The organism is Burkholderia sp. Bp8963 (assembly GCF_003854275.1).
Classification (GTDB): Bacteria; Pseudomonadota; Gammaproteobacteria; order Burkholderiales; family Burkholderiaceae; genus Burkholderia.
Window position 1 is genome coordinate 79,020 of the sequence record NZ_QTQP01000022.1, and the last position, 23,391, is coordinate 102,410.

The following is a 23,391-nucleotide window of genomic DNA, read 5'->3' on the forward strand; positions in this document are numbered from 1 at the left end:
CCGCGTTCACTTGCGCACGACGACCGGCGGCAGCCACGAGCCGTCGCTCGCCTGCGGCTTCGGCGCGTACAGCCGCAGTGCGAGCGCAAAATCCGCGCGCGGCGCCGGCAGCCAGTTCGATGCATGCGCGCCGCCCGGCGACACGGCCGACACAGCCGACACAGCCGACACGACGACGTCGATCGAGCCATCGTGATTGCGCCGCAACCGGTCGCGGTCGCCGAGCGAACGGCGCGCGGTGCCGACGTCCGGCAGCGCGCCGTCCGTCGTGTACGGCGTAAGGGTCCAGAACGCGCGCACCGGCGGCAGCGCGCCCGGCGCGAAATGCAGCGTGTAGCGGTTCGCGCCGTTCAGCGGATGGCCGTCGCTGTCGACGCGCACCACCGCGACCGTCTCGTCGTCGCGGGTCGCGGTGCCGAACTGCGTATAGGCCGCGTAGGCGCGCAACGCGTAGTCCTGGCCGTACTTGCCGGCCGTATCGCCGAGCCAGCTCCAGCCGTTCGCGCTCAGCAGGTTCGGCGGCGGCGCCGCGAGGCGCGCCCGCGCTTCGGCGACGCCGGCCGTCGCGGCGGCGAGGCGATCGCCCGTCCACAGCACGGGGTAGCCGGCGGACACGCCGATGTCGTCGAGCAATTGCTGCGCGTGCGCGTCGTCGGCGGGCGCCGGGTTGTCCTGCAGTGCCTGCGCGAAACGCGTGAAGTACGTCTTCGGCGCGAGCGCGGCGACCTGCTCGGCCGGCGTGCCGCCGCTCGCGGCCTCGGCGGTCGCGCTGCCGGCCTGCACCGCGACCGACACGCCGCGCGCGTCGCCCGTATAGACCGACAGCGGCACCACGCGGATCCCGCGCTGCAGTTTCTTGACGGTCGTGAGGTCGCGGCCGCCGCTCGTCTGCAGGCGCACCTCGAGCCACGCGTTGCGCGACGGCACATCGACCCGCGTCACGCCCTTCGGCAGCGTGCCCTGCCAGTCCTTCGCGGCAAACGCAATCGTTTGCGATCGCGACTTGCCGCGCGGGCCTTGCGCGACCATGCTCGACGACCACAGCACGTTGGTCCACATGTCGAGCGCGCGGGCATCCCAGTAGCGGCCGCGGGTATCCGGCAGCGTCACGAGCACCGGTTCGGCGCCGACGTCGAGCCAGCCGGTCGAATCGAGCGTATCGACGCCCGGCAGCGGCGGATTGATCGCGCCGACTGGCGGCAGCGCCTGCGCGACGCGCAGCGTGTTGAGTGGCGCTTGGCCGGGCTGCGCGCCGTCGCCGCCGGTCGCGGCTTCTTTCGCGACATCCATCAGCACGAGCGGATACGCATATATATAGGAGTCGGCCACTTCGGCGCGCATCCAGCCGGTCTTGCGCTGGATCGCGTCCGGTTGGGAAGCGCATCCGGCCAGGAGCGCCGCAATGGCAAGCGACGCGCAGGCGCGCCGCTGAGAAACGGATTCTCGTCGGGTTTTTATCATTGATTTCTGGCCGTATGTAATTCTTTATAAATCAATGCCTTGCGCAATTCGCACGCCGCAAAAGCTAGGCAAATCGAGGTCAAGCAAGGCTGCCCCAGCCTGCCCGAACTGCAATTTCACTGCAGTGGGCGCTGACATCAGGGCCGTATCATAGCGCCTCAGGGCAATCCCCAATAAGGCGAATGGCTGTCATTGGGCCAACAGAGGAACGAGGTTCGGAGAAATGCCGGGAGGCGCTTGGGGCAACGGGCGTCACGTCCGCCCGGACGCTGCCGTCTGGTCCGATATTCCGACCCCGGAATGAGATTGCCGGCTGAACAGATCGTCGACGATTCTGCGCGCCGCGCTATATCCGCCCATCATGGCATCGACTTCGGTATCGAACGGCCGGCCACCCGCATCGCCATACCTCAGCGGCGAGAAGGTCGCGATCGCGTGCCCCGCCTGAAACACGCGGACCACCGCAACGTAGCCTGGACGCAAACCCGTTGGTTGGACCGGACGCAAGCTGAAGTCCGACTCGACAGTCACCTCGAGCGTGAACCCGAGATGTTCGTAGGTCCGCATCATCATGTGCTTCGCTGGTCCTTGTTGTACCGTCGTCGCGTGCGCTTCGTGCAGGTTGGCTCACGGCATGTACCGCTCTACTTCATGCGCGAGGTCCGCTGGGTGACCAGCACTCGCTTGTTTGCCGAAAGGCGCTCCGTTGCCGTGTCGATCGCATCGAGCCGCATCAGCAGTGCGTCGGCCTGCGGCTGCAGGTCCTGCGGAAGACCGGCGATGGCCTTGACGCGTATCCGCCAATAGTCCGGCAACGTGACGGCAACCGCGGTCTTCCGGCCGATATTCCTGCTTTCGACGGTCTGCTCGAGTTGCGAAACCATCGCGTCGATGTACGCCAATTCCTCGGCAACGTAGCTTCGGTAATACATGGTTTTCATCGGAATGCTCCGCGCCATCGTGCTGACAGGCGGCGGCGCGCCATCCATGAATGATGCCGGCCTGCTTGAACGTCATGCGATGACATGCCACACGCCCGTCATGCAAATTACCGCTTTGCCGCCTGCTGTTCCGACTCGGTCGCGCGCCTGGCGTTCTTCGAGGCCGCCGCAGCGATCACGTCGAAGTTGCTTCGCGCGACTTCGACAGCCTGCTGCCCGGTGTTTCCCAGCGTCTGATAGAGCGTATTGGCGGCGATGATTGCCGAGTTCCATGCAGCGACAGCCGCCTCGGAGCCGGCCGGCGCGTTTTTCGTCACGTCTTCGACGAGCGTCTGGACCCGCTGTACATACGCATCGCTTCCGGTCCTGGCGGCTTTGAGCACGTCCCCCTGCGCAGACGACACGATTTCGAAGAGTTCGCTGCTGTACGACTGAACCTTTTCTGCCGTCGCCGCAACGATCGAACTCTGGATCGACAGCCAGTCATGCGGTCTTGCCACCGAGTTCTGCGCGTTCTCGAACGCGTCCTTCAGCGCCGAGCGCGCGAATCGCGCATTGAGTTCGGCCAGTTTCCCGGCTCCGGCAGCCATCGCGCCGGCCAGACCGAAAAACATGTCGAGATTGGTGCGCAGTGCGCTTGAAACCTGCTCATGGGCTTGCATGATCGACGCTCTCCTGAATTGAATTGAATGACTTGCCGCGAACCGGTGCGTGTTCGGCGTGTCGTCATCGGGCTGCATCGCAGCCCGTTCCGCAGCCCGTTCCGCAGCGCACGATCGCCGGGCCGGTCCACGCGTTCGACCGGGTGCCGGTCAATGTTTTCGCATCACGGCCTGAAGCAGCGATTCACCGTCGTTCGTCACTCGCGGACGGCATGCGCCGGAACCGAGTCTCTCGAGTACCACGAGCTGGTGCTCGATCAGCGTATCGAGTTCCTCGCGGTCCATGTCGATCTGGTCAGGCGATGACTTGACCAGCATGAGCACCGCGAATTCGTGAGGGCTCAGCATTGTTGTCTCCCGAGATTTGGAATAGGCACGTTTTACCGCTTCACCAAGCGTCAGCCGTAACGACATCGACGCACCTGTGTCGCGTGTCGCGTGCGCTCAATCCTGCCTGGAACGCGCGACGTGGTGCGTGATATCCGTGACTGACGTCAGCTTCGGACGCGGACGCGTGATCGCCTGCGAACCCGTTGCTTCAACGACGCGTTGCTTCTCGCGTACCTGTGCGACATCGGGATTCGCGACCACGGCCATATGGAACACCTTTATCGTCAATTCCATCGGCGTTTCACCCAGCATCGCGGCGAGCTCATCCGTGTGCAACGGATCGGAGCCGACGACGTCGATCGTCATCGACTCGACGCCCGTCTTGCGATCGACATGGACATTCCAACGGCAAATCTTTGCGCCGCGTTTCACGAGGCATCGCCACACCGCAATGACGTGCAGCTTGCCCGTGGCAGCACGGAACGAGAGTCTCTGGACGATCATGTTTGATCAACGATGAAGGACTCCCCTGGCACGGGGAAGGCCGTACCAAGCATATGCCAGCGGGTGCTGGAAAGTACACGGCGGGCATGTGTCCGTATATTCACGTCTACGGACATCCCTACCAGTTATGGGCTGGAGCGATGTCCAGCCTCCTCGATGGCGCCGCGAGGAAAAAATCGACGTCGCCCGCCGATTCGTGGCGAGTGCGCCAGCCGGCTCGAGCCGATGTTCGGGCCGCGCGGTATGCTAGCCGTCCCGACCCGGCAAAAACCATGCTCGTCGATCGGAAACAATCGAGTGGCTACGCGGGCGCCGTTGGGAGCGCGCCAGGGGCCGCCGTGATGATTCCGTGCGGCGCATCGTCGCTGCCGCTTGACCTTACCATCATGGGAATGTTGATACTGACCATGTCTGCGGTTCAGGCCGCGCTTTTTGGAAACCCGACATGACAGAACCTCTCGCCTCGGCGGCGCTGATCACAATCTCGTTGAGCGTCGACGGCATGCATTGCGGCGGCTGCACCGGACGCGTGCAGCGCGCGCTGGCCGGCGTGCCGGGCGTGACCGACGCGACGGTCGACCTCGACAGCCATTCGGCGACCGTGATCGCGCACGACCCGGTCGATCCTGCACAGCTCGTCGACGCGGTCGTCCGGGCCGGCTATCGCGCGGCGTTGCGCGACGTGCGTGGCGGGGGCGTCAACGAGGACGGCCTTTGCACCGATGTGCCGCTTGCTCCGGCGTCCGTGCAGGCGTCCGTGGCCCGGACCGTCGCGCCGGCCGCTTCCCCCTCGGCGACGCTCGAGCTCGACATCGATGGGATGACTTGCGCGTCGTGCGTCGCGCGCGTCGAAAAGGCGCTGGCGAAGGTGCCCGGCGTGACACGCGCGTCGGTCAGTCTGGCGACTGAGCGGGCGACGGTCGATGCCAGCGCGGATGTGACGGCGTCCCGGCTCGTGGACGCCGTGAAGCAGGCAGGCTATGGCGCAACGCCGGTTGCCGACGCGGACCTGGCCGCCGGAATGTCCACCGCGCCGGCGGCAGCTACCGCAGCTACCGCAACTACCGCAGCCACCGCAGCCACCGCAGCCACCGCAGCCACCGCAGCCACCGCAGCCACCGCAGCCACCAATATTGAACTCGAGATCGGCGGAATGACCTGCGCGTCCTGCGCCGGCCGCGTCGAAAAAGCGCTGGCCGCCGTTCCCGGCGTCGCGCGCGCATCGGTCAATCTAGCGACGGAACGCGCATCGGTGCAGAGCGCCGCCTCGCTCGATCCCGCCACGCTGATCGCCGCCGTCACGACCGCCGGTTATCAGGCGTCGCTGGCCGCCGCGCCGCAGGCTAGCGCAACCGACGCCGCCTCCACCGCCGGCGCACCCGCGCACACCGTGCCGTCGGCCGACGACCGCAAGCGCCGCGAAGCGATCCGCGAGCGCAACCTCGTGATCGCTGCCGCACTGCTGAGCGCGCCGCTCATCGCGCCGATGCTCGCCGCACCGTTCGGCGTCGACGCGATGCCGAACGGCTGGCTCCAGCTCGTGCTGGCGTCGATCGTCCAGTTCGGCTTCGGCGCCCGCTTCTATCGCGCGGCCTGGCACGCGATCCGGGCACGCGCCGGCAACATGGACCTGCTCGTCGCGCTCGGCACGTCCGCCGCGTACGGCCTGAGCCTGTGGATGCTGCTGCGCGACCCGGCGCAGCCGGGCCATCTGTACTTCGAGGCGTCGGCCGTGATCGTCACGCTGGTGCGCTTCGGCAAGTGGCTCGAAGCGCGCGCGAAGCGCCAGACCACCGAAGCGATCCGTGCGCTGAACGCGTTGCGGCCCGACCGCGCGCGGATCGTCGAGCACGGCGTCGAGCGCGACGTGCCGCTCGCGCAGGTGCGCGTCGGCACGACCGTCAGCATCCGGCCCGGCGAACGCGTGCCGGTGGATGGCCGGATCGTCGCGGGCCGCTCGCACGTCGACGAATCGCTGATCACCGGCGAAAGCCTGCCCGTCGCGAAAGACGACGGCGATCCGGTGACGGCCGGATCGATCAACGGCGAAGGCGCGCTCGTCGTCGAAACCACCGCGATCGGCGCCGAGACGACGCTCGCGCGCATCATCCGCCTCGTCGAATCCGCGCAGGCGGAGAAGGCGCCGATCCAGCGCCTCGTCGACCGCGTCAGCGCGGTGTTCGTGCCGGCGATCCTCGGCATTGCGATGCTGACGCTGATCGGCTGGCTGATTGCCGGCTCGGGCGCGGAGACCGCGATCCTCAACGCGGTCGCGGTGCTCGTCATCGCATGCCCGTGCGCGCTCGGCCTCGCGACGCCCGCCGCAATCATGGCCGGCACCGGCGTCGCCGCGCGCCACGGCGTGCTGATCAAGGATGCGCAAGCACTGGAACTCGCGCAGCGCACGACGGTGATCGCGTTCGACAAGACCGGCACGCTGACCGAGGGCAAGCCATCAGTGACTGCGTTCGATGCGATCGGCGTCCCGCGCGACGAAGCGCTCGCGCTCGCCGCGGCCGTGCAGCGTCATAGCGACCACCCGCTCGCACGCGCGGTCGTCGCCGCCCATCACGCGGATGTCGCCGCGCGCGGCGGCGCGACCTCGGCGCCTGTCGCGACCGACGCACGCGCGGTCGCCGGACGCGGCGTCGAGGCGCGCGTCGACGGCCGCCTGCTCGCGCTCGGCAGCACGCGCTGGCGCGACGAGCTTGGTATCGCAGTGCCGCCCGAGGTCGACGCGCATGCGGTCGAACTCGAGCGCGCGGGCAACACGATCTCGTGGCTGATGCGCGCCGACGCGCCGCGCACGCCGATCGCGCTGATCGCGTTCGGCGACACCGTGAAGCCGGGCGCCCGTGACGCGATCGCGGCACTGGCCGCGCGCGGCGTCGCAAGCGTGCTGGTGACGGGCGACAACCGCGGCAGCGCGGCGGCGGTCGCGGCGTTACTCGGCATCGGCGAGGTCCACGCGCAGGTGCTGCCGGACGACAAGGCACGCGTCGTCGCGGACCTGAAGCGCACGCATGGCGGGATCGTCGCGATGGTCGGCGACGGGATCAACGACGCGCCCGCGCTCGCCGCGGCCGACGTTGGCATCGCGATGGCGACCGGCACCGACGTCGCGATGCACACCGCCGGCATCACGCTGATGCGCGGCGATCCGGCGCTCGTCGCGGACGCGATCGACATTTCGAAACGCACGTACCGCAAGATCCAGCAGAACCTGTTCTGGGCGTTCGTCTACAACCTGATCGGCGTGCCGCTCGCGGCGCTCGGCTGGCTGGACCCGGTGATCGCGGGCGCGGCGATGGCGTTTTCCAGCGTGAGCGTCGTCACGAACGCGCTGCTGCTGCGGCGCTGGAAGGGGCGCGCGCGATGACGCGGCGGGCCGCGCGGGCGGCACGCCGGATCATGAAGCGCCTGACGGCGCACGAATGCGCGTGAATGAAAGGGCGGACCCGGGCTCACCGGGCCCGTTCGCGTCGATGGCGGGCTTGATTGATGGCGGTCCTGCGCCGGCGCACCGGCCGGCGCTGCACGGCGTTCGCCGGTGCGCCACGCGCACGTGAACGGGCGCTAGCCCGAAACAACCGGCTTGATCAGCGTCGTCGTGATCGGCACGAAGCCGCACGCGCGATAGAGCGCCCGTGCGGCCGCGTTGTGATTGAACACCGACAGCCCGATTTCAGTGACGCCGTGACGGCGCGCGTCGGCCTCGAGCGCATCGAGCACGCGCGTGGCCCAGCCCTGGCGGCGCCGGGGCGGTGCGATTTCGAGGTCGTAGATGAACAGCGTGCGATTGGGCCCTTCGGTCACGATCGCATACCAGAGGTCGCCGATCGGGTCGCCGCTGGCGGAATCGACGAGCGACACCAGCGTCTGGCCGGCCGTCAGCAGGCCGTCCGGCAGCAGCGTATCGAAGCAGGCCCGGGCGCGCACTGCCGCTTCGTCGGCGGCGTTCTGCCCGGAGGAGACGAGGTCGCGCGCGTAGCCGTCGATGGCTCGCGCGCGGTATGCGTGAAATTCGCCAGCCGTCATCGGCCGCATCTGCAACATGGCCCGGTCGCCGTGTGAGGGAACGGATTTCCAGTGTAGCGGGATGACCGCGCGAGCGCGCGGCGAGGCGGCGGAAAGCCGATGCGCGGCGTGCGCCGCGCGGGCGAATCAGCGAATCAGCGAATCAGCGAATCAGCGAATCAGCGAATCAGCGAATCAGCGAATCAGCGACGGTACAGGCACAGCGGCACCAAGTGCGACTGACGCACGCGCTCGGCTTCGGCGCGACGTGCGGCATACGAGTATTCCGCATCGAGCGGCAGGTGCGGCGAAACGAACAGGTCGTCGATCTTTTGCAGCAGGGCGAGGATGAAGCTCATTTGTGGCTCCCGAAGGATTAACTAGGGTTTTCCCTATATGAACGCCATTCTAAGGGTTTTCCCTAGACCCCGCTAGTGCGCCGCAGCAATTTGCCGCAACCGGCCGGCGACCGGCCGCGTGCCGGAATCGCCGAGCGTTGCGCCGCAAGGCCCGGAAGACAGGGTCGAAACATTCACCGGCCGTGACGGGCACGCTTCACGGCCGCCGTCTGTCGGGCAACGTTGCGCTCCAGCCGATCGACCTGCGACAGCAGCACCTCGTTGTGCTGTTCCAGCGTCACGACAGTCGCCTGCTGCGTCGCCAGATCGGCCGCGAGGCGATCGATCCTCAATTGCCGGGCCGTGGCGTCGTCCTTCAGCCGCGACATCTGCGCCGCCTGCGTGGCCAGCGTCACAAGCGCAGCCAGTACGACGAGCGCCAGCGCCAGCAGGAGCCGGTTCACCCGGCGCATTTCACGATCGGCCGCGCGTTGCAGCCCGTCCGCTTCCGATTGCAACGCGGCGAGGCGGTCCGTCAACGGACGCACGTGAATCTCGGGATTGAAGGACGGGGCGGCAGACGCGCCCGCAGGTTGCGCCGCCGCAGTCAGTTCGATGCGGCTCGACGATGGTTTCGCGACGAACGCTGCCGCAGATGCGTCCGTTCGGGTCGCCGAAGGCGCGGCGGATGAGACCGGGGCGACCGGCGCGACCGGATCGCATGGGCTCGCCGCAATCTCCGGCTCGGCATGCCCGACGGATTGCGCCGTAACCGCCGTGTCCTGCATGCCTGGTTCGGACGCAGTTCCGGCCTCGGTCGGCACCGGCAGCGCCACGGCTTCGCCCGCGGTCACGACAGCCGATGCGCGGCGCTTCGTCCCTGCCGACGAGCGAGCGCTTGCCTCGCGCACGGTCGCCGCCCTCGTTTCCGCATCTGCGGCAGTCTCCGCCATGTTCTCCTGCCCGGAAACGGCGGAGACAGAGGCGGGCGGCGGCGTCAAACTGCCGGCCTCTGTCGTCACGGGCTCGGTATCAGCCGCGCCCCGTTCGCCCTCGCCTTCGCCTTCACTTCCACCCTCGGTCGCATCCTCACCCTCCGCCGGCGCCTGCGGCGCGCCGAACCCGTCGAGTGTCGCCTGCTCGTGAGCCGGCACGATCGTTGCCGCGTCGACAGCAGCAGTCACATCGGCCACCACATCGGCCGTCACGGCACGCGCCGCAGCCGGCTTCGCGTCGCCGGCCTCGATCACCGGATCGCCGAACAGATCGAGCATGGGCTCGTCGCGCGGCGCATCGGCCACCTGCTCATCACTGCCCGGCGGCGTCGCCGCGCGGGCGGACGCATGCTCGGCCGCCGCGGTGGCGTGACGACGGGACTGGGAGGACGGACGGCTGGAACGGGAACGAGGCGTGGCGACGGATTCGGTCATGGAGATCGGCATGCGGCAGGCCCCGCAACCGCGGGACCGGAAAGTCGAACGGAATCAGTGACTGCGCATTGTCGCATGACCCGTCGCCTATTCGTCACCGGACAGGCCGTCTCCCTCGTCAAAGCGCGTCACGCCGGGCAGCGCGCGCAGCTTGTCGCAGATCGCCTGGTATTCGACGTCGGACACGCGCCCGAGCGCGATCCTCACGTCGTCGTGCTCGTCATCGTCGTCGGCCTGCTGGACGATGAACTGCTTCACGCGTGCGCTATCCGGGCCGAGCGCCGCGTGCAGCGAATCTAACGTCAGCGCGCCGCGCACGACCGTCAGCGCGAGCTGGCGCCGCTGCCGCATCGTGAAGTAGCGCCGTTCGAGCGGCTTTACGCCCGCGAGGATGATCAGGATGATGACCGTCGCGGAAATCGCCCCGACGTACAGCCCGCCGCCCACCGCGAGGCCGATCGCGGCGACCGACCACAGGCTCGCGGCCGTCGTCAGCCCGCGCACGATCTCGCCGCGCAGCAGGATCGAGCCCGCGCCGAGGAAGCCGATGCCGGACACGACCTGCGCGGCGACCCGCGACGGATCGAGCACGATGTTGCTCGGGCCGAGCACGTCGAAAAAGCCGAACGCCGACACGATCATGAACAGCGCCGAGCCGACGCACACGAGCATGTGCGTGCGCAGGCCGGCCGCCCACGCGAGGCGTTCGCGCTCGAAACCGATCACGCTGCCGAGCGCGGCCGCCAGCAAGAGCCGCGCGACAAGTTCCACGTTGCTGAGCATCGGTTTTCTCCTTTTTGTGGTGTCGGCCGCGCGGAATGTTTTATCCTTGGCCCCGGCCGCGCGCATCCGTGCCGCGCCAACACGATTCGATCCACGCGCTCAACCCCGTCATGCCCGTTTCCGACTCCGCTTCCGCCCAGGCCGCCCAATTGCGCCACCATTTCGCGCACGTCGTCTTGCCGATCTGGCGGGGTTCAGGGTTCGACCGCGCGATGCAACTGCCGTTCGAAGCCGTCGATCCGGCGACCCACGCGCCGCTGCCGGTCGCGCGCTACCGCGCGATGGCGTGCGCGCGCCAGCTGTTCGTGTTCGCTCAGGCGGGCGAGGCCGAACACGCAGCGACGCTGTTCGATGCATTGTGCCGCCGCTTTCGCGATACGCGCCACGGCGGCTGGCACTACAGCGCCGACGCGGCCGGCGCGCCGCTCGATACGACGAAGGATCTGTATACGCATGCGTTCATCGTATTCGCGTGCGCCGCGTGGCACGCGGCGTCGGGCGAGCGCGACGCGCGCACGGTCGCCGAAGAAACGGCCGCGCTGATCCACGACCGCTTCGCGCCGCAGCGCGGCGATGCGCTGCTCGATGCCGCGCGCCACGCCGATTTCTCGTCGTCGGGCAGCGGTCCGCTGCAGAATCCGCTGATGCATCTGACGGAAGCGTGGCTCGCCGCGGCCGACGCGTTCGGCGACACCGCGTTCGACGACGCGCTCGCCCGCACCGCGCAGGCGGTCGAGCGCGCGTTCGTCGATCCGGCGACCGGCTGCGTCGCCGAGTTGCCGCTCGGCTCGGCTGGCAATCGCTTCGAGCCGGGGCATCAGTTCGAATGGTTCTATCTGGTCGACGCGGCCGGCGCACGGATCGCGCAGACGGGATTGCGCGCCGCGCTCGCGCGGGCCTTCGAATTCGCCGAGCGGCACGGCGTCGATCCGCAGACGGGTGGCGTCAGCGCCGCGCTCGACGCGCAGGGCGCGTGCATCGACGGCACGCAGCGGATCTGGGCGCAGACGGAGTACTTGCGCGCGCTCGCGACGCACGGCGGCACGCCGGCGTCCGCGCCGCTCGCGACGCAGATCGAGCGCTTCGCCGCACGCTTCCTGCATCCGCGCGGCTGGTACGAGTGCAAGACGGCCGACGGGCAGGTGTCGCGCGCCGACCTGCCGTCAACGACGCCCTACCATCTCGCGACCGCTTACGCGGCGCTGCCCGCCGGCACGTAATCCGCGCCGGCGAACGACGGCGCCGTCCGTTCGCCGCGCATCGCGCGCGCATCGCCGAGCTCGAACACCGACACGGCCTGCATCAGGTGCGCGGTCTGATCGTTCAGCGACGCGGCCGCCGCCGCGACTTCCTCCACCAGCGCCGCATTCTGCTGGGTCAGCTGATCCATCTGCGTGACGGCCTGGTTGACCTGCTCGATGCCGACGCTCTGCTCGACCGACGCGGCCGTGATCTCGGCCATCGTCTGCACGACGCGCGAGATCGACGTCGACACCGTCCGCATCGCTTCGCCCGCGCGCTCCACGAGCGCCGCGCCACCGTTGATCTGCGCGACCGAATCCTCGATCAACGTCTTGATCTCCTTCGCCGATTGCGCGCTGCGCTGCGCGAGCGAACGCACCTCGCCCGCGACGACCGCGAAGCCGCGGCCCTGTTCGCCCGCCCGCGCCGCCTCGACCGCCGCGTTCAGCGCGAGGATGTTGGTCTGGAATGCGATTCCGTCGATCACCGAGATGATTTCCGCGATGCGGCCGGAACTCTGCGCGATCCCGCGCATTTTCTCGATCACGCTGTCGACGACGCCGCCGCCGTGGCTCGTCGCCTCCAGCGCCTCGTCGGCCAGCACGCTCGCCGCGCGCGCGCTGTCGGTGTTCTGGCGCACGGTCGCGGTCAGCTCCTCCATGCTCGCGGCGGTTTCCTCAAGCGACGCGGCCTGCGTGCCGGTGCGCTCCGACAGGTCGGCATTGCCGCTGGCGATCTCGCCCGCGCCGAGGTGGATCGCGTCGGACGCGTGGCGCACGGTGCGCACGGTGTCGGCGAGGCTCGCCTGCATCGTCGCGAGCCCGCGCAGCATCCGGTCGATCTCGAACACGCCGCCCACGCGCACGGCCTCGTCGAGCCGGCCCTGCGCGAGCCGCTCGAAATGGCGGCCGGCCTCGTCGAGCGGCGCGACGACCGCGCGCCGTGCGGCCGCGTAGATCGCCGCGCTGCTCGCGAGCATCGCCGCCAGCAGCACGATGCCAACCCACTTGAACCAGCTCATGCCCGCGTCGATCGTGCCGAGCGCGGCGCGACTCGATGCACTGCCGTAGTCGACGAACCGATGCAGTTCGGCAAGGTACGCGTCCTGGATGCCTTGCGTCGGCTGGTCGAGAAACGCCTGGATGTTGTCGGTGTCGAGGAACCGCACGAGTTCCGCGAGCGCCGCGTGGATCGCCTTGTAGCGCTCGGCGAGCGCAGCGATGTGCGCGCGGTTCTCGGCGTCGATCGGCTGCACGGCGGACAGCGCGGCGAACGCCTTGTCCGCCTCGGCGAGCGAATCGCTTGCATGGCGGATGATGTCGTCCGGTTTCGCGCCGCCTCGCACCATCCGCGTGCCGGCGCGCGACAGGTTGATGCGCGCGTCGAGCAGGCGTTCGGTCGCCTGGTTCGCGGCGCCGACCTGCGCGATCGCGACGCTCGACAGGTCGTCGACGCCGCTGCGCGTCGACGTGAAAGACCAGAAGCCGAGCGCCTCGATCGCGAGCATGAAGAGGCAGAACACGGTCAACACGACGAGCAGACCCGACACGAGCTTGATTTTGCTGAACATGGAAATTCCTGGAGAGCGACGATGAAGCAATGCCCCGGCGTTAGCGGCATTTCGCGCGCGGACTTTAGCGTTGGCCACGGAATCTCGCACGGAAGAGGATGAATGCGTGCGTTCGACGCAATAATCGAGTCGCCCAAAGCCGCCAGCCGCAAGAAACGCGGACGAATTTCCTTGCTTATCCGCGCCCCCCTTCCTAGAGTTCAGCGCAAGCGGCCATTCATTGCGAGGGAAGTCGATGACGGACATCGTGGATCACGCCCGCGGCGCATTGCGGGCGCAACCGTTCAGCATGCTGCTCGGCACGGAGCTGATGCATATCGGCGAGCACGAGGTATCGCTGTGCCTGCCCGTGCGCGACGAATTGCGGCAGCAGCATGGCTACGTGCACGGCGGCGTCATCAGCTATCTCGCCGACAACGCGCTGACGTTCGCGGGCGCGCTCGCGCTCGGGCCGCGCGTGATCACGGCCGAATACAAGATCAACTACCTGCGGCCGGCAGTGAACGGCACGCTCGTTGCGCGCGCGAAGCTCGTGTATGCGGGGCGGCAGCAGGCGACCTGCCAGTGTCACGTGTTCGTCATCGACGGCGATCACGAGCGGCTCGTCGCGATCGCGCAGGGGACGATCAACCGCGTCGGCGACGGGAAGATTCCCGGGGCGCCGGAGGAAGAGGCCTGACGCCCGTTCTCGCCAACAGCCGGCTTGCGAACGAGCCGGTGAACGCAGTTCCTAATCCGCGTCGTCGCCCGTCAGCGGCTGGTAACGCGGCGCAACGCGTGCCCGGATGTCGCCTTGCGCGTCGGTGCGATAAATCCCGCGCGCCACGTTGTGAGGATGATTCGCCGCATCCGCGATGCTCAGCACCGGCGCGAAGCACGCATCGGAGCCTTCCAGCAGCGCGCGCCAGTGCGCGGACGGCTGCCGCGCGAACACCTCCGCGAAACGCGCCTTCAGCGCGGGCCAGCGCGCGCGGTCGTACTGCGACGCCGGATCGACGTCGGTAAGCCCGAGCCGTTCGACCAGCAGCGCATAGAACGGCGGCTCGAGCGCGCCGATCGTCACGCATGCACCGTCCGCGCAGCGATAGACGTCGTAGAACGGCGCGTCGTGAAACAGGCTCGGCTGCGCGCCGTCGAGCTGGCCGTTCGCGCGCGCCCACAGCGCGAGCGTGCCGAGCATCGCGACGATATCGACGATCGCGCCGTCGACCACGCGCCCTGGCCCGCCCGCGCGCACGTCGAACAGCGCGCAGACGATCCCGAACGCGAGCCCGAGCGCGCCACCGGCATCGCCGAGAACGGTCGGCGGCAAGCCAGGTCTGTCGCCGCGCGGCGCGGACACCGACAGCAGGCCGGTCAGCGCGACGTAGTTCAGGTCGTGGCCGGCCGCGGCCGCGAGCGGCCCCGTCTGGCCCCAGCCGGTCATCCGGCCGTACACGAGGCGCGGGTTGTGCCGTGTGCAGTCCTCCGGCCCGAGCCCGAGACGCTCCATCACACCGGGCCGCAACCCTTCGATCAGCGCGTCGGCGCGTGAAATCAGCGCGAGCGCTTCGTCACGCCCCGCCGGCGTCTTCAGGTCGAGCGGGACGATCGTCTTGCCCTCGCGCAGCAAGTCGCCGTCGCTGCTCTGCAGCGCGTCCGGCGCGCTCGTGCGGCCGGCGGGACGCGCGATCAATGTGACCTGCGCGCCCATCCCGGCGAGCATCCAGCCCGCGAGCGGACCGGGGCCGAGACCTTCGAATTCGACGATATGAACGCCCTTCAGCGGCGAATCGAGCGGCATGCGGTTCTCCTGTCGCCTCGTTCAAACAAAAAATCCCGGCTCGGCGGGTCCGCCTCACCGGGATCGGGATGACCGTCGCGCGGCAGCCCGGACCGTTCGTGCCGGCCGGGCCGCGCCCGCGTCGGAACGCGTCAGAACGCATCCCCCGGCACGCGCACCCAGCCTTCCATCAGCACGCGTGCGCTGCGGCTCATGATCGCCTTGGTGACGGTCCACTCGCCGTGTTCCAGCTTCGCTTCAGCGCCGACGCGCAGCGTGCCCGACGGATGCCCGAAGCGCACGGCCTGGCGCTCGCCACCGCCCGCCGCGAGGTTCACGAGCGTGCCCGGAATCGCCGCAGCGGTGCCGATCGCAACCGCCGCCGTGCCCATCATCGCGTGATGCAGCTTGCCCATCGACATCGCGCGCACCAGCAGGTCGACGTCGCCGGCCGCGACCCGCTTGCCGCTCGACGCGACATAGTCGGCCGGCTTCGCGACGAACGCGATCTTCGGCGTGTGCTGGCGCGTCGCGATCTCGTCGAGCGTGTCGATCAGGCCCATCCGCAGCGCGCCGTGCGCGCGGATCGTCTCGAACTTCTCGAGCGCCTTCGCATCGCCGTTGATCGCGTCCTGCAGTTCGGTGCCCGTGTAGCCGATCGCCTCGGCCTCGACGAAGATCGTCGGAATCCCCGCGTTGATCATCGTCGCCTTCAGCGTGCCGACGCCCGGCACCGCGAGATCGTCGACGAGGTTGCCGGTCGGGAACATCGAGCCGCCCGCGCCCTCTTCCTCGGCGGCCGGATCCATGAACTCGAGCTGCACTTCCGCGGCGGGGAACGTGACGCCGTCGAGCTCGAAGTCGCCCGTCTCCTGCACCGCGCCGTTCGTGACCGGCACATGGGCGACGATCGTCTTGCCGATGTTCGCCTGCCAGATCCGCACGGTCGCGACGCCGTCGCGCGGCACGCGCGCCGGATCGACGAGGCCGCCGCCGATCGCGAACGGGCCGACTGCCGCCGACAGGTTGCCGCAGTTGCCGGTCCAGTCGACGAATGCCTTGTCGATCGACACCTGGCCGAACAGGTAGTCGACGTCGTGGCCGGGCCGCGTGCTCTTCGACACGATCACCGTCTTGCTTGTGCTCGACGTCGCGCCGCCCATCCCGTCGATCTGCTTGCCGTACGGATCGGGGCTGCCGATCACGCGCAACAGCAACGCGTCGCGTGCGGCGCCCGGCGCTTGCGCGGCCTCGGGCAGGTCCTGCAGGCGGAAGAACACGCCCTTGCTGGTGCCGCCGCGGATGTAGGTCGCGGGAACCCTGATTTGAGGAATGTGAGCCATGTCGGTGTATTCAGTGTTGAAACCGCGAGGCGATGCGTCGCCGCATCGCCTCCGCTACCTCGTCAAGCCGCTTGCGACGATTCGAGGAAGTCCTGCGCGAAGCGCTGCAGCACGCCGCCCGCGTCGTAGATCGACACTTCCTCGGCCGTATCGAGCCGGCACGTGACCGGCACCTCGACGCGCTCGCCGTTCTTGCGGTGAATCACGAGCGTCAGGTCGGCGCGCGGCGTGCGCTCGCCGATCACGTCGAACGTCTCGGTGCCGTCGATGCCGAGCGTCGTGCGGTTCGTGCCCGCCTTGAACTCGAGCGGCAGCACGCCCATCCCGATCAGGTTCGTGCGGTGGATCCGCTCGAAGCCTTCGGCGACGATCGCCTCGACCCCCGCGAGCCGCACGCCCTTCGCGGCCCAGTCCCGCGACGAGCCCTGGCCGTAATCGGCGCCCGCGACGACGATCAGCGGCTGCTTGCGATTCATGTACGTCTCGATCGCTTCCCACATCCGCATCACCGTGCCGTCCGGCTCGACGCGCGCGAGCGAGCCCTTCTTCACCGCGCCGTCGACGACCGCCATCTCGTTGATCAGCGTCGGGTTCGCGAAGGTTGCGCGCTGCGCTGTGAGGTGGTCTCCCCGGTGCGTCGCGTACGAGTTGAAGTCTTCTTCCGGCAGGCCCATCTTCGCGAGGTATTCGCCGGCCGCGCTGTTCAAGAGGATCGCGTTCGACGGCGACAGGTGGTCGGTCGTGATGTTGTCGCCGAGCACCGCGAGCGGGCGCATCCCTTGCAGCGTGCGCTCGCCGGCCAGCGCCCCTTCCCAGTACGGCGGGCGGCGGATGTAGGTGCTCTGCGGCCGCCAGTCGTACAGCGGCGCTGCGCGCTCGCCCGCGTCGGCCGCGCGCGCAAACATCGGTTCGTAGACCTTGCGGAACTGCTCCGGCTTCACGCTCGACGCGACGATCGCGTCGATTTCCTCGTCGGTCGGCCAGATATCCTTCAGCGTGACCGGCTTGCCGTCCTGGTCGTGGCCGAGCACGTCCTTCTCGATGTCGAAGCGGATCGTGCCCGCGATCGCATACGCGACGACGAGCGGCGGCGACGCGAGGAACGCCTGCTTCGCATACGGATGGATGCGGCCGTCGAAGTTGCGGTTGCCGGACAGCACGGCAGTCGCGTACAGGTCGCGATCGACGATTTCCTGCTGGATCTTCGGGTCGAGCGCGCCGGACATCCCGTTGCAGGTCGTGCACGCGAACGCGACGATGCCGAAGCCGAGCTTTTCGAGTTCGGGCAGCAGGTTCGCTTCCTCGAGGTACAGCTCGACCGCCTTCGAACCGGGCGCGAGCGAGCTCTTCACCCACGGCTTGCGCACGAGGCCGCGCGCGTTCGCGTTGCGCGCGAGCAGCGCCGCGGCGATCACGTTGCGCGGGTTGCTGGTGTTCGTGCAGCTCGTGATCGCGGCGATGATCACCGCGCCGTCGGGCATCTCGCCCGCCTTCTCTTCCCATTGGCCGGCGATCCCGCGCGCGGCGAGGTCCGACGTCGGCAGCCGCTTGTGCGGGTTCGACGGGCCGGCCATGTTGCGCACGACGCTCGACAGGTCGAACGTCAGCGTGCGCTCGTATTGCGCGCCATTCAGCGTGTCGGCCCACAGGCCCGCTTCCTTCGCGTATGTCTCGACGAGCTTCACCTGCTCGTCGCTGCGGCCCGTGAGGCGCAGGTAGTCGGTCGTCTGGCCATCGATGAAGAACATCGCGGCCGTCGCGCCATATTCGGGCGCCATGTTCGAGATCGTCGCGCGATCGCCGAGCGTCAGGCTCGCCGCGCCAACGCCCCGGAACTCAAGGTATGCGCCGACCACCTTTTCCTTGCGCAGGAACTCGGTCAGCGCGAGCACGACGTCGGTCGCGGTGATGCCCGGCTGGCGCTTGCCCGTCAGCTCGACGCCGACGATGTCCGGCAGCCGCATCCACGACGCGCGGCCGAGCATCACGTTCTCGGCTTCCAGCCCGCCGACGCCAACCGCGATCACGCCGAGCGCGTCGACGTGCGGCGTATGGCTGTCGGTGCCGACGCAGGTATCCGGATACGCGACGCCGTCATGCGCCTGGATCACCGGCGACATCTTCTCCAGGTTGATCTGGTGCATGATGCCGTTGCCCGGCGGGATCACGTCGACGTTCTCGAACGACTTTTTCGTCCACTCGATGAAGTGGAAGCGATCCTCGTTGCGACGATCCTCGATCGCGCGGTTCTTCGCGAACGCGTCCGGATCGAAGCCGCCGCACTCGACGGCGAGCGAGTGATCGACGATCAGTTGCACGGGCACGACCGGGTTCACCTTGGCCGGATCGCCGCCGCGCTCGGCAATCGCGTCGCGCAGGCCGGCGAGATCGACGAGCGCCGTCTGGCCGAGGATGTCATGGCACACGACGCGCGCCGGGAACCACGGGAAATCGCGTTCGCGCTTGCGCTCGATGATCTGTTTCAGCGAATCGGCGAGGATCGCCGGATCGCAGCGGCGCACGAGGTTTTCGGCGAGCACGCGCGACGTGTACGGCAGCGTGTCGTAGGCGCCGGGCGCGATCGCTTCGACCGCGGCACGCGCGTCGAAGTAATCCAGCGGCGTGCCGGGCAGGGGTTTGCGGTAGGCGGTATTCATCATGTGGGGGCAACCTGGGTATGACGTTCAGCGCGCGGCGGCCGCCCGTGTGGCGGCGGCCGGCGCGCGCTGCTGGCGTGTCAGCGCTTCTCGATCGGCACGAACTGCAGATCGTCCGGGCCCGTGTAGTTCGCGCTCGGGCGGATGATCTTGTTGTCGACGCGCTGCTCGATGATGTGCGCGGCCCAGCCGGACGTACGCGAGATCACGAACAGCGGCGTGAACATCGCGGTCGGCACGCCCATCATGTGATACGACACGGCGCTGAACCAGTCGAGGTTCGGGAACATCTTCTTCGCTTCCCACATCACCGACTCGAGGCGCTCAGCGATGTTGTACAGCTTCAGGTCGCCCGCTTCCTTCGACAGCTTGTGCGCAACGCCCTTGATCACCTTGTTGCGCGGATCGGAGATCGTGTAGACGGGGTGGCCGAAGCCGATCACGACTTCCTTGTTCTCGACGCGGCGGCGGATGTCGACTTCCGCTTCGTCCGGCGAGCGGTAGCGGCTCTGGATCTCGTACGCGACTTCGTTCGCGCCGCCATGCTTCGGGCCGCGCAGCGCGCCGATCGCGCCGGTGATCGCCGAGTAGATGTCCGAGCCCGTGCCCGCGATCACGCGGCCGGTGAACGTCGATGCGTTGAACTCGTGCTCCGCGTACAGGATCAGCGACGTGTGCATCGCGTCGACCCACGACTTCGACGGCGTCTTGCCGTGCAGCAGGTGCAGGAAGTGGCCGCCGATCGAGTCGTCGTCGGTTTCCGTCTCGATGCGCTTGCCGTTGTGCGAGAAGTGATACCAGTACAGCAGCATCGAGCCGAGCGACGCCATCAGGCGGTCGGCGATGTCGCGCGCGCCCGGCAGGTTGTGGTCGTCCTTCTCCGGCAGCACGGTGCCGAGCACCGACACGCCCGTGCGCATCACGTCCATCGGGTGCGCGGATGCCGGGATCTGCTCGAGCGCGGCCTTCAGCGCGCTCGGCAGGCCGCGCAGCGAACGCAGCTTGGTCTTGTACGCGGCCAGTTCGGTCAGGTTCGGCAGCGTCTCGTGCACGAGCAGGTGCGCGATTTCCTCGAATTCGCACGATTCCGCGACGTCGAGGATGTCGTAGCCGCGATAGTGCAGGTCGTTGCCGGTCTTGCCGACCGTGCACAGTGCCGTGTTGCCGGCCGTCACGCCCGACAGCGCAACCGACTTCTTCGGCTTGAATGCGCCTGCGGCGGCCGGTGCTGCTGCGTCTTTCGTCTCGCTCATGTTTCGGTTCTCCAATTTCAGATGCGTGTCTCGTGGGGTGCGGGCCGCGTTACTTCTTGCCCTGCGCGAACAGTTCGTCCAGCTTCCGTTCGTATTCGTGATAGCCGAGGAAGTCGTACAGTTCGGCGCGCGTCTGCATCGTCGGCACCGCTGCCTTCTGCGTGCCGTCGCGGCGCAGCGTCTCGTAGAAGTTCAGCGCAGCCTTGTTCATCGCGCGATATGCGCCGCAGCAGTACAGCGCGATGTCGACGTTCGCCTCGCGCAGTTCGTCGACCGTGAACAGCGGCGTCGAGCCGAATTCGGTCAGGTTCGCGAGGATCGGCACCTTCACGGCCGCCTTGAAGCGGCGGTAGTCGTCGAGCGTCTTCATCGCTTCCGGGAAGATCATGTCCGCGCCGGCCTCGACGTAGGCCACCGCGCGCTCGATCGCCGAGTCGATCCCTTCGGCGGCAGCCGCGTCGGTGCGGGCCATGATCACGAACTGGTCGTCGGTGCGCGCGTCGACCGCGGCCTTGACGCGATCGACCATTTCTTCGGTAGGCACGACTTCCTTGCCCGGACGGTGGCCACAGCGCTTCTGGCCGACCTGGTCCTCGAGGTGTACGGCCGCGACGCCGGCCTTGATGAACGAGCGCACCGTGCGCGCGATGTTGAACGCACCGCCCCAGCCCGTATCGATGTCGACCAGCAGCGGCAGGTCGGTTGCGTTGGTGATCCGGTTCGCGTCGATCAGCACGTCTTCCATCGTGCTGATGCCGAGATCGGGGATGCCGAGCGAATTCGCGGCAACGCCGCCGCCCGACAGGTAGACGGCCTTGAAGCCGACGGCCTGGGCCATCTTGGCAGCGTACGCGGTGATCGCGCCAACCACCTGCAGCGGCTGCTCGGCCGCGACTGCCGCGCGGAATTTCGCGCCGGCGCTTTGAAGATGCGTGTTGCTCATGAACGGCCTCCTGAGGGAATGCACGTTAGAACAGCAAGGAACGGGCCAGCTCGCGTATCGCTGCTAACCCACTGATTCTTAAGCAACCGGGCGCCTGCGCATCGCCCCCGGAAATTTCAATTTGGAAATTTCATGTTCCAAAAATGAAATCCAGCGCGCATAATCGGCCGTCATGGACATCTCCTCGATCAAGCCTGTCGGCCCGGCCGAACGCGCGGTGCGGCCGCGCGTGTGGGCGATGGGTATCAGCCGTCTGCGCGACCTCTTTCGCGAGATCGCCGGCGAATTCGACGACCGCGCCGACGTGCGCATCGTGTCGCGCGCTTATGAAGAGGCGCTGAACGCGATCGCCGAGGCGGGCGCCGCGCGGCCCGACGTGATCGTCGCGGCCGGCTCGAACGGCGGCTTCCTGAAGACGCGCGCGCCCGTGCCGGTCGTGGTCGTCACGCCGACCGGCTTCGACGTGATGCAGGCGCTCGCGCGCGCCCGGCGCGACGCGTCGCGGATCGCGCTCGTCAGTGTCGGCGAGACGCCGCCCGAGGTGCGCCGCTTCGTCGCCGCGTACGGCCTCGACGTGGAGTTTGCTTCATATCAGTCCGCACAGGAAGCGGAAGCGTGCGTGCACGATCTGCACGACCGCGGCATCGAGACGATCGTCGGCCCGGGGCTCGTTACCGACCTCGCGGCGAGCGCCGGGATGGGCGCCGTGTTTCTGTATTCGCATGCATCGGTGCGCAAGGCCGTCGACACCGCGCTCGAGGTTGCGTATGCGACGCACGCGGAAGCGCTGCGGCGCCAGCGGCTCGACAACCTGCTGCAGCACCTGCGCGACGGCGTGGTCGCGCTCGACGCGCGCGGCCGGGTCGAGGCGATCAACGAACGGCTCGCGCAAGCGCTCGGGGTCGAACCGGTTGCAGCCGTCGGGCGCGCACTCGTCGATCTGACACCAGAGCTGCGCACGCTGCGCGGCGACGACGGCGACGCGCTCGCGACCGTGCGCGGCGTGCGCTATGTCGTGCACCGCGGGCCGCTCGTCGATCGCGGCGTGCTGTCGGGCAGCGTGCTGACCTTCCAGGAATCGCGCGCGGTCGAACGGCTCGACCGCGCGCTGCGCTCGCAGCCGAACACGCAGCAGTTCGCGGCGCGCTACACGCTCGACGACGTGGTCGGCGCGTCGGTGCCGATGACGCGGGTGCGCGATCTCGTGCGCCGCTACGCAAAATCCGATGCGACCGTGCTCGTGCTCGGCGAAAGCGGCACCGGCAAGGAGATGATCGCGCAGAGCCTGCATGCGCTATCCGCGCGGCGCAGCTATCCGTTCGTCGCGGTCAACTGCGGCGCGTTTCCGGAAGCGCTGCTCGAAAGCGAGCTGTTCGGCTACGAGGAAGGCGCGTTCACCGGCGCGCGGCGCGGCGGCAAGACAGGCCTGTTCGAAGCCGCGCATCGCGGCACGCTGTTCCTCGACGAGATCGGCGAGATGCCGCCGTCGCTGCAGAGCCGGCTGCTGCGCGTGCTGCAGGAGCGCGAGGTGATCCGCCTCGGGTCGACCGAGCCGATCCGCATCGACGTGCGCGTGATTGCCGCGACCCATCGTCCGCTGCTCGCGGCCGTCGAGGACGGCACGTTTCGCGCGGATCTCTACTACCGGCTCAACATCCTGAACGTCGGGCTGCCGCCGCTGCGCGAGCGCCCGGCCGACATTCCCGCGCTCGCGGCCGCGCTGCTGGTGCAGGCGGCGCGGCGCGAGCCGCGGCTCGCCGACAGCCTGCGCGATGCGGGCGACGCGGCGCGCGTGCTCGACGCGGCGCAGCCGGTGCTGACGCGCTACCGGTGGCCCGGCAACGTGCGGGAGCTGCAGAACGTGATCGAGCGGATTGCGGTGGAGCTCGCGGAGGAAGCCGGCGGCGACGGGCAGGCCGACACGTGCGGCGTGCTCGATCCCGACGCGTTGCAGACGATCGCGCCGGAGCTGTTCGCGGCACCGGACGCGGCTGCCGACCCGGACGACGCGCTGACGCTGCAGGCGCGCCGCCGACGCGCGGAGGCCGACGAGATCCGCGCGGCGCTCGATGCGTGCGGCGGCGATCGCGACCGTGCGTGCGCGATGCTCGGCATCAGCAAGACGACGCTGTGGCGGAAGCTGTCGGCGAAGTAG

The 23,391-nt window shown here is 68.5% G+C and carries 21 protein-coding genes; 5 read left to right on the forward strand and 16 right to left on the reverse strand.

Annotated elements, in window-relative coordinates:
• Positions 1–6: 6 nt before the first annotated feature.
• The 6 genes from DID96_RS19745 to DID96_RS19770 all read right to left on the reverse strand — a co-directional run bounded on the left by DID96_RS19745 (position 7) and on the right by DID96_RS19770 (position 3,898).
• Positions 7–1,461: a DUF1254 domain-containing protein gene (locus DID96_RS19745; protein ID WP_124600950.1), complete on the reverse strand. Its 1,455-nt coding sequence runs from the start codon at positions 1,459–1,461 to the stop codon at positions 7–9.
• A 252-nt stretch (positions 1,462–1,713) separates the two neighbouring features.
• On the reverse strand, positions 1,714–2,034 hold the full coding sequence (locus tag DID96_RS19750; RefSeq protein WP_260463949.1) for a hypothetical protein: 321 nt from the start codon (positions 2,032–2,034) through the stop codon (positions 1,714–1,716).
• 71 nt (positions 2,035–2,105) lie between these two features.
• Positions 2,106–2,402, reverse strand: coding sequence for a hypothetical protein (locus DID96_RS19755; protein WP_185732304.1), 297 nt, complete (start codon positions 2,400–2,402; stop codon positions 2,106–2,108).
• A gap of 107 nt (positions 2,403–2,509) precedes the next feature.
• A complete protein-coding gene (gene phaP, locus DID96_RS19760; protein ID WP_124600991.1) occupies positions 2,510–3,064 on the reverse strand; it encodes a TIGR01841 family phasin in 555 nt (184 codons plus the stop codon).
• A gap of 150 nt (positions 3,065–3,214) precedes the next feature.
• The gene (locus tag DID96_RS19765; protein WP_124600951.1) at positions 3,215–3,412 is read right to left on the reverse strand and encodes a hypothetical protein; all 198 of its coding nucleotides are present in this window, start codon (positions 3,410–3,412) and stop codon (positions 3,215–3,217) included.
• A gap of 96 nt (positions 3,413–3,508) precedes the next feature.
• Positions 3,509–3,898: a hypothetical protein gene (locus DID96_RS19770; protein WP_124600952.1), complete on the reverse strand. Its 390-nt coding sequence runs from the start codon at positions 3,896–3,898 to the stop codon at positions 3,509–3,511.
• 140 nt (positions 3,899–4,038) lie between these two features.
• Between DID96_RS19770 and DID96_RS19775 the strand changes: the two genes are divergently transcribed.
• Together DID96_RS19775 and DID96_RS19780 are read left to right on the forward strand one after the other, a co-directional pair.
• Positions 4,039–4,347: a hypothetical protein gene (locus DID96_RS19775; RefSeq protein ID WP_124600953.1), complete on the forward strand. Its 309-nt coding sequence runs from the start codon at positions 4,039–4,041 to the stop codon at positions 4,345–4,347.
• Positions 4,344–7,277: a heavy metal translocating P-type ATPase gene (locus DID96_RS19780; protein ID WP_124600954.1), complete on the forward strand. Its 2,934-nt coding sequence runs from the start codon at positions 4,344–4,346 to the stop codon at positions 7,275–7,277. Before DID96_RS19775 ends, DID96_RS19780 begins: the two co-directional genes overlap by 4 nt.
• A 197-nt stretch (positions 7,278–7,474) precedes the next feature.
• On the opposite strand, the gene DID96_RS19785 is transcribed toward DID96_RS19780, so the two are convergent.
• The 4 genes from DID96_RS19785 to DID96_RS19795 all read right to left on the reverse strand — a co-directional run bounded on the left by DID96_RS19785 (position 7,475) and on the right by DID96_RS19795 (position 10,466).
• Complete coding sequence (locus DID96_RS19785) at positions 7,475–7,954, reverse strand: GNAT family N-acetyltransferase (RefSeq protein WP_124600955.1); 480 nt, start codon at positions 7,952–7,954, stop codon at positions 7,475–7,477.
• 164 nt (positions 7,955–8,118) lie between these two features.
• Complete coding sequence (locus DID96_RS38365) at positions 8,119–8,274, reverse strand: hypothetical protein (RefSeq protein WP_167389833.1); 156 nt, start codon at positions 8,272–8,274, stop codon at positions 8,119–8,121.
• Between the two features lie 173 nt (positions 8,275–8,447).
• On the reverse strand, positions 8,448–9,695 hold the full coding sequence (locus tag DID96_RS38370; RefSeq protein ID WP_260463950.1) for a flagellar hook-length control protein FliK: 1,248 nt from the start codon (positions 9,693–9,695) through the stop codon (positions 8,448–8,450).
• Between the two features lie 75 nt (positions 9,696–9,770).
• Positions 9,771–10,466, reverse strand: coding sequence for an MgtC/SapB family protein (locus DID96_RS19795; protein ID WP_124600956.1), 696 nt, complete (start codon positions 10,464–10,466; stop codon positions 9,771–9,773).
• A gap of 110 nt (positions 10,467–10,576) precedes the next feature.
• Between DID96_RS19795 and DID96_RS19800 the strand changes: the two genes are divergently transcribed.
• Positions 10,577–11,686: an AGE family epimerase/isomerase gene (locus DID96_RS19800; protein WP_124600957.1), complete on the forward strand. Its 1,110-nt coding sequence runs from the start codon at positions 10,577–10,579 to the stop codon at positions 11,684–11,686.
• Here DID96_RS19800 and DID96_RS19805 read toward each other — a convergent pair.
• Entirely contained in the window at positions 11,659–13,278 is a 1,620-nt protein-coding gene (locus DID96_RS19805; RefSeq protein WP_124600958.1) for a methyl-accepting chemotaxis protein, read from the reverse strand. The genes DID96_RS19800 and DID96_RS19805 overlap by 28 nt on opposite strands.
• Before the next feature lie 235 nt (positions 13,279–13,513).
• Between DID96_RS19805 and DID96_RS19810 the strand changes: the two genes are divergently transcribed.
• Positions 13,514–13,957: a PaaI family thioesterase gene (locus tag DID96_RS19810; RefSeq protein ID WP_124600959.1), complete on the forward strand. Its 444-nt coding sequence runs from the start codon at positions 13,514–13,516 to the stop codon at positions 13,955–13,957.
• 51 nt (positions 13,958–14,008) lie between these two features.
• Here the strand turns inward: DID96_RS19810 and DID96_RS19815 are convergent, their stop codons facing one another.
• The 5 genes from DID96_RS19815 to prpB form a co-directional block, all read right to left on the reverse strand.
• On the reverse strand, positions 14,009–15,061 hold the full coding sequence (locus DID96_RS19815; protein WP_124600960.1) for a CaiB/BaiF CoA-transferase family protein: 1,053 nt from the start codon (positions 15,059–15,061) through the stop codon (positions 14,009–14,011).
• A 131-nt stretch (positions 15,062–15,192) separates the two neighbouring features.
• The gene (gene prpF, locus DID96_RS19820) at positions 15,193–16,383 is read right to left on the reverse strand and encodes a 2-methylaconitate cis-trans isomerase PrpF (protein WP_124600961.1); all 1,191 of its coding nucleotides are present in this window, start codon (positions 16,381–16,383) and stop codon (positions 15,193–15,195) included.
• Positions 16,384–16,445: 62 nt separating this feature from the next.
• Complete coding sequence (gene acnD, locus DID96_RS19825; protein ID WP_124600993.1) at positions 16,446–19,040, reverse strand: Fe/S-dependent 2-methylisocitrate dehydratase AcnD; 2,595 nt, start codon at positions 19,038–19,040, stop codon at positions 16,446–16,448.
• A gap of 80 nt (positions 19,041–19,120) precedes the next feature.
• Positions 19,121–20,293 (reverse strand): 2-methylcitrate synthase, encoded by a 1,173-nt coding sequence (gene prpC / locus DID96_RS19830; RefSeq protein ID WP_124600962.1) that lies wholly within the window; start codon positions 20,291–20,293, stop codon positions 19,121–19,123.
• Positions 20,294–20,342: 49 nt separating this feature from the next.
• Positions 20,343–21,236: a methylisocitrate lyase gene (prpB, locus tag DID96_RS19835; RefSeq protein WP_124600963.1), complete on the reverse strand. Its 894-nt coding sequence runs from the start codon at positions 21,234–21,236 to the stop codon at positions 20,343–20,345.
• Positions 21,237–21,408: 172 nt separating this feature from the next.
• On the opposite strand from prpB, the gene prpR reads away from it, so the two are divergent.
• Complete coding sequence (gene prpR / locus DID96_RS19840; protein ID WP_124600964.1) at positions 21,409–23,391, forward strand: propionate catabolism operon regulatory protein PrpR; 1,983 nt, start codon at positions 21,409–21,411, stop codon at positions 23,389–23,391.

What these genes read in the sequence shown, in the direction of transcription:
- DID96_RS19785 (WP_124600955.1), bottom strand. Translation starts at nt 7,954, where the DNA reads ATGTTGCAGATGCGGCCGATGACGGCTGGCGAATTTCACGCATACCGC.
- DID96_RS19800 (WP_124600957.1), top strand. Translation starts at nt 10,577, where the DNA reads ATGCCCGTTTCCGACTCCGCTTCCGCCCAGGCCGCCCAATTGCGCCAC.
- DID96_RS38370 (WP_260463950.1), bottom strand. Translation starts at nt 9,695, where the DNA reads ATGCCGATCTCCATGACCGAATCCGTCGCCACGCCTCGTTCCCGTTCC.
- prpF (WP_124600961.1), bottom strand. Translation starts at nt 16,383, where the DNA reads ATGGCTCACATTCCTCAAATCAGGGTTCCCGCGACCTACATCCGCGGC.
- DID96_RS38365 (WP_167389833.1), bottom strand. Translation starts at nt 8,274, where the DNA reads ATGAGCTTCATCCTCGCCCTGCTGCAAAAGATCGACGACCTGTTCGTT.
- DID96_RS19765 (WP_124600951.1), bottom strand. Translation starts at nt 3,412, where the DNA reads ATGCTGAGCCCTCACGAATTCGCGGTGCTCATGCTGGTCAAGTCATCG.
- DID96_RS19810 (WP_124600959.1), top strand. Translation starts at nt 13,514, where the DNA reads ATGACGGACATCGTGGATCACGCCCGCGGCGCATTGCGGGCGCAACCG.
- prpC (WP_124600962.1), bottom strand. Translation starts at nt 20,293, where the DNA reads ATGAGCGAGACGAAAGACGCAGCAGCACCGGCCGCCGCAGGCGCATTC.
- prpB (WP_124600963.1), bottom strand. Translation starts at nt 21,236, where the DNA reads ATGAGCAACACGCATCTTCAAAGCGCCGGCGCGAAATTCCGCGCGGCA.
- acnD (WP_124600993.1), bottom strand. Translation starts at nt 19,040, where the DNA reads ATGAATACCGCCTACCGCAAACCCCTGCCCGGCACGCCGCTGGATTAC.
- DID96_RS19795 (WP_124600956.1), bottom strand. Translation starts at nt 10,466, where the DNA reads ATGCTCAGCAACGTGGAACTTGTCGCGCGGCTCTTGCTGGCGGCCGCG.
- DID96_RS19770 (WP_124600952.1), bottom strand. Translation starts at nt 3,898, where the DNA reads ATGATCGTCCAGAGACTCTCGTTCCGTGCTGCCACGGGCAAGCTGCAC.
- DID96_RS19755 (WP_185732304.1), bottom strand. Translation starts at nt 2,402, where the DNA reads ATGAAAACCATGTATTACCGAAGCTACGTTGCCGAGGAATTGGCGTAC.
- prpR (WP_124600964.1), top strand. Translation starts at nt 21,409, where the DNA reads ATGGACATCTCCTCGATCAAGCCTGTCGGCCCGGCCGAACGCGCGGTG.
- DID96_RS19780 (WP_124600954.1), top strand. Translation starts at nt 4,344, where the DNA reads ATGACAGAACCTCTCGCCTCGGCGGCGCTGATCACAATCTCGTTGAGC.
- DID96_RS19815 (WP_124600960.1), bottom strand. Translation starts at nt 15,061, where the DNA reads ATGCCGCTCGATTCGCCGCTGAAGGGCGTTCATATCGTCGAATTCGAA.
- DID96_RS19750 (WP_260463949.1), bottom strand. Translation starts at nt 2,034, where the DNA reads ATGATGATGCGGACCTACGAACATCTCGGGTTCACGCTCGAGGTGACT.
- DID96_RS19745 (WP_124600950.1), bottom strand. Translation starts at nt 1,461, where the DNA reads ATGATAAAAACCCGACGAGAATCCGTTTCTCAGCGGCGCGCCTGCGCG.
- DID96_RS19805 (WP_124600958.1), bottom strand. Translation starts at nt 13,278, where the DNA reads ATGTTCAGCAAAATCAAGCTCGTGTCGGGTCTGCTCGTCGTGTTGACC.
- phaP (WP_124600991.1), bottom strand. Translation starts at nt 3,064, where the DNA reads ATGCAAGCCCATGAGCAGGTTTCAAGCGCACTGCGCACCAATCTCGAC.
- DID96_RS19775 (WP_124600953.1), top strand. Translation starts at nt 4,039, where the DNA reads ATGTCCAGCCTCCTCGATGGCGCCGCGAGGAAAAAATCGACGTCGCCC.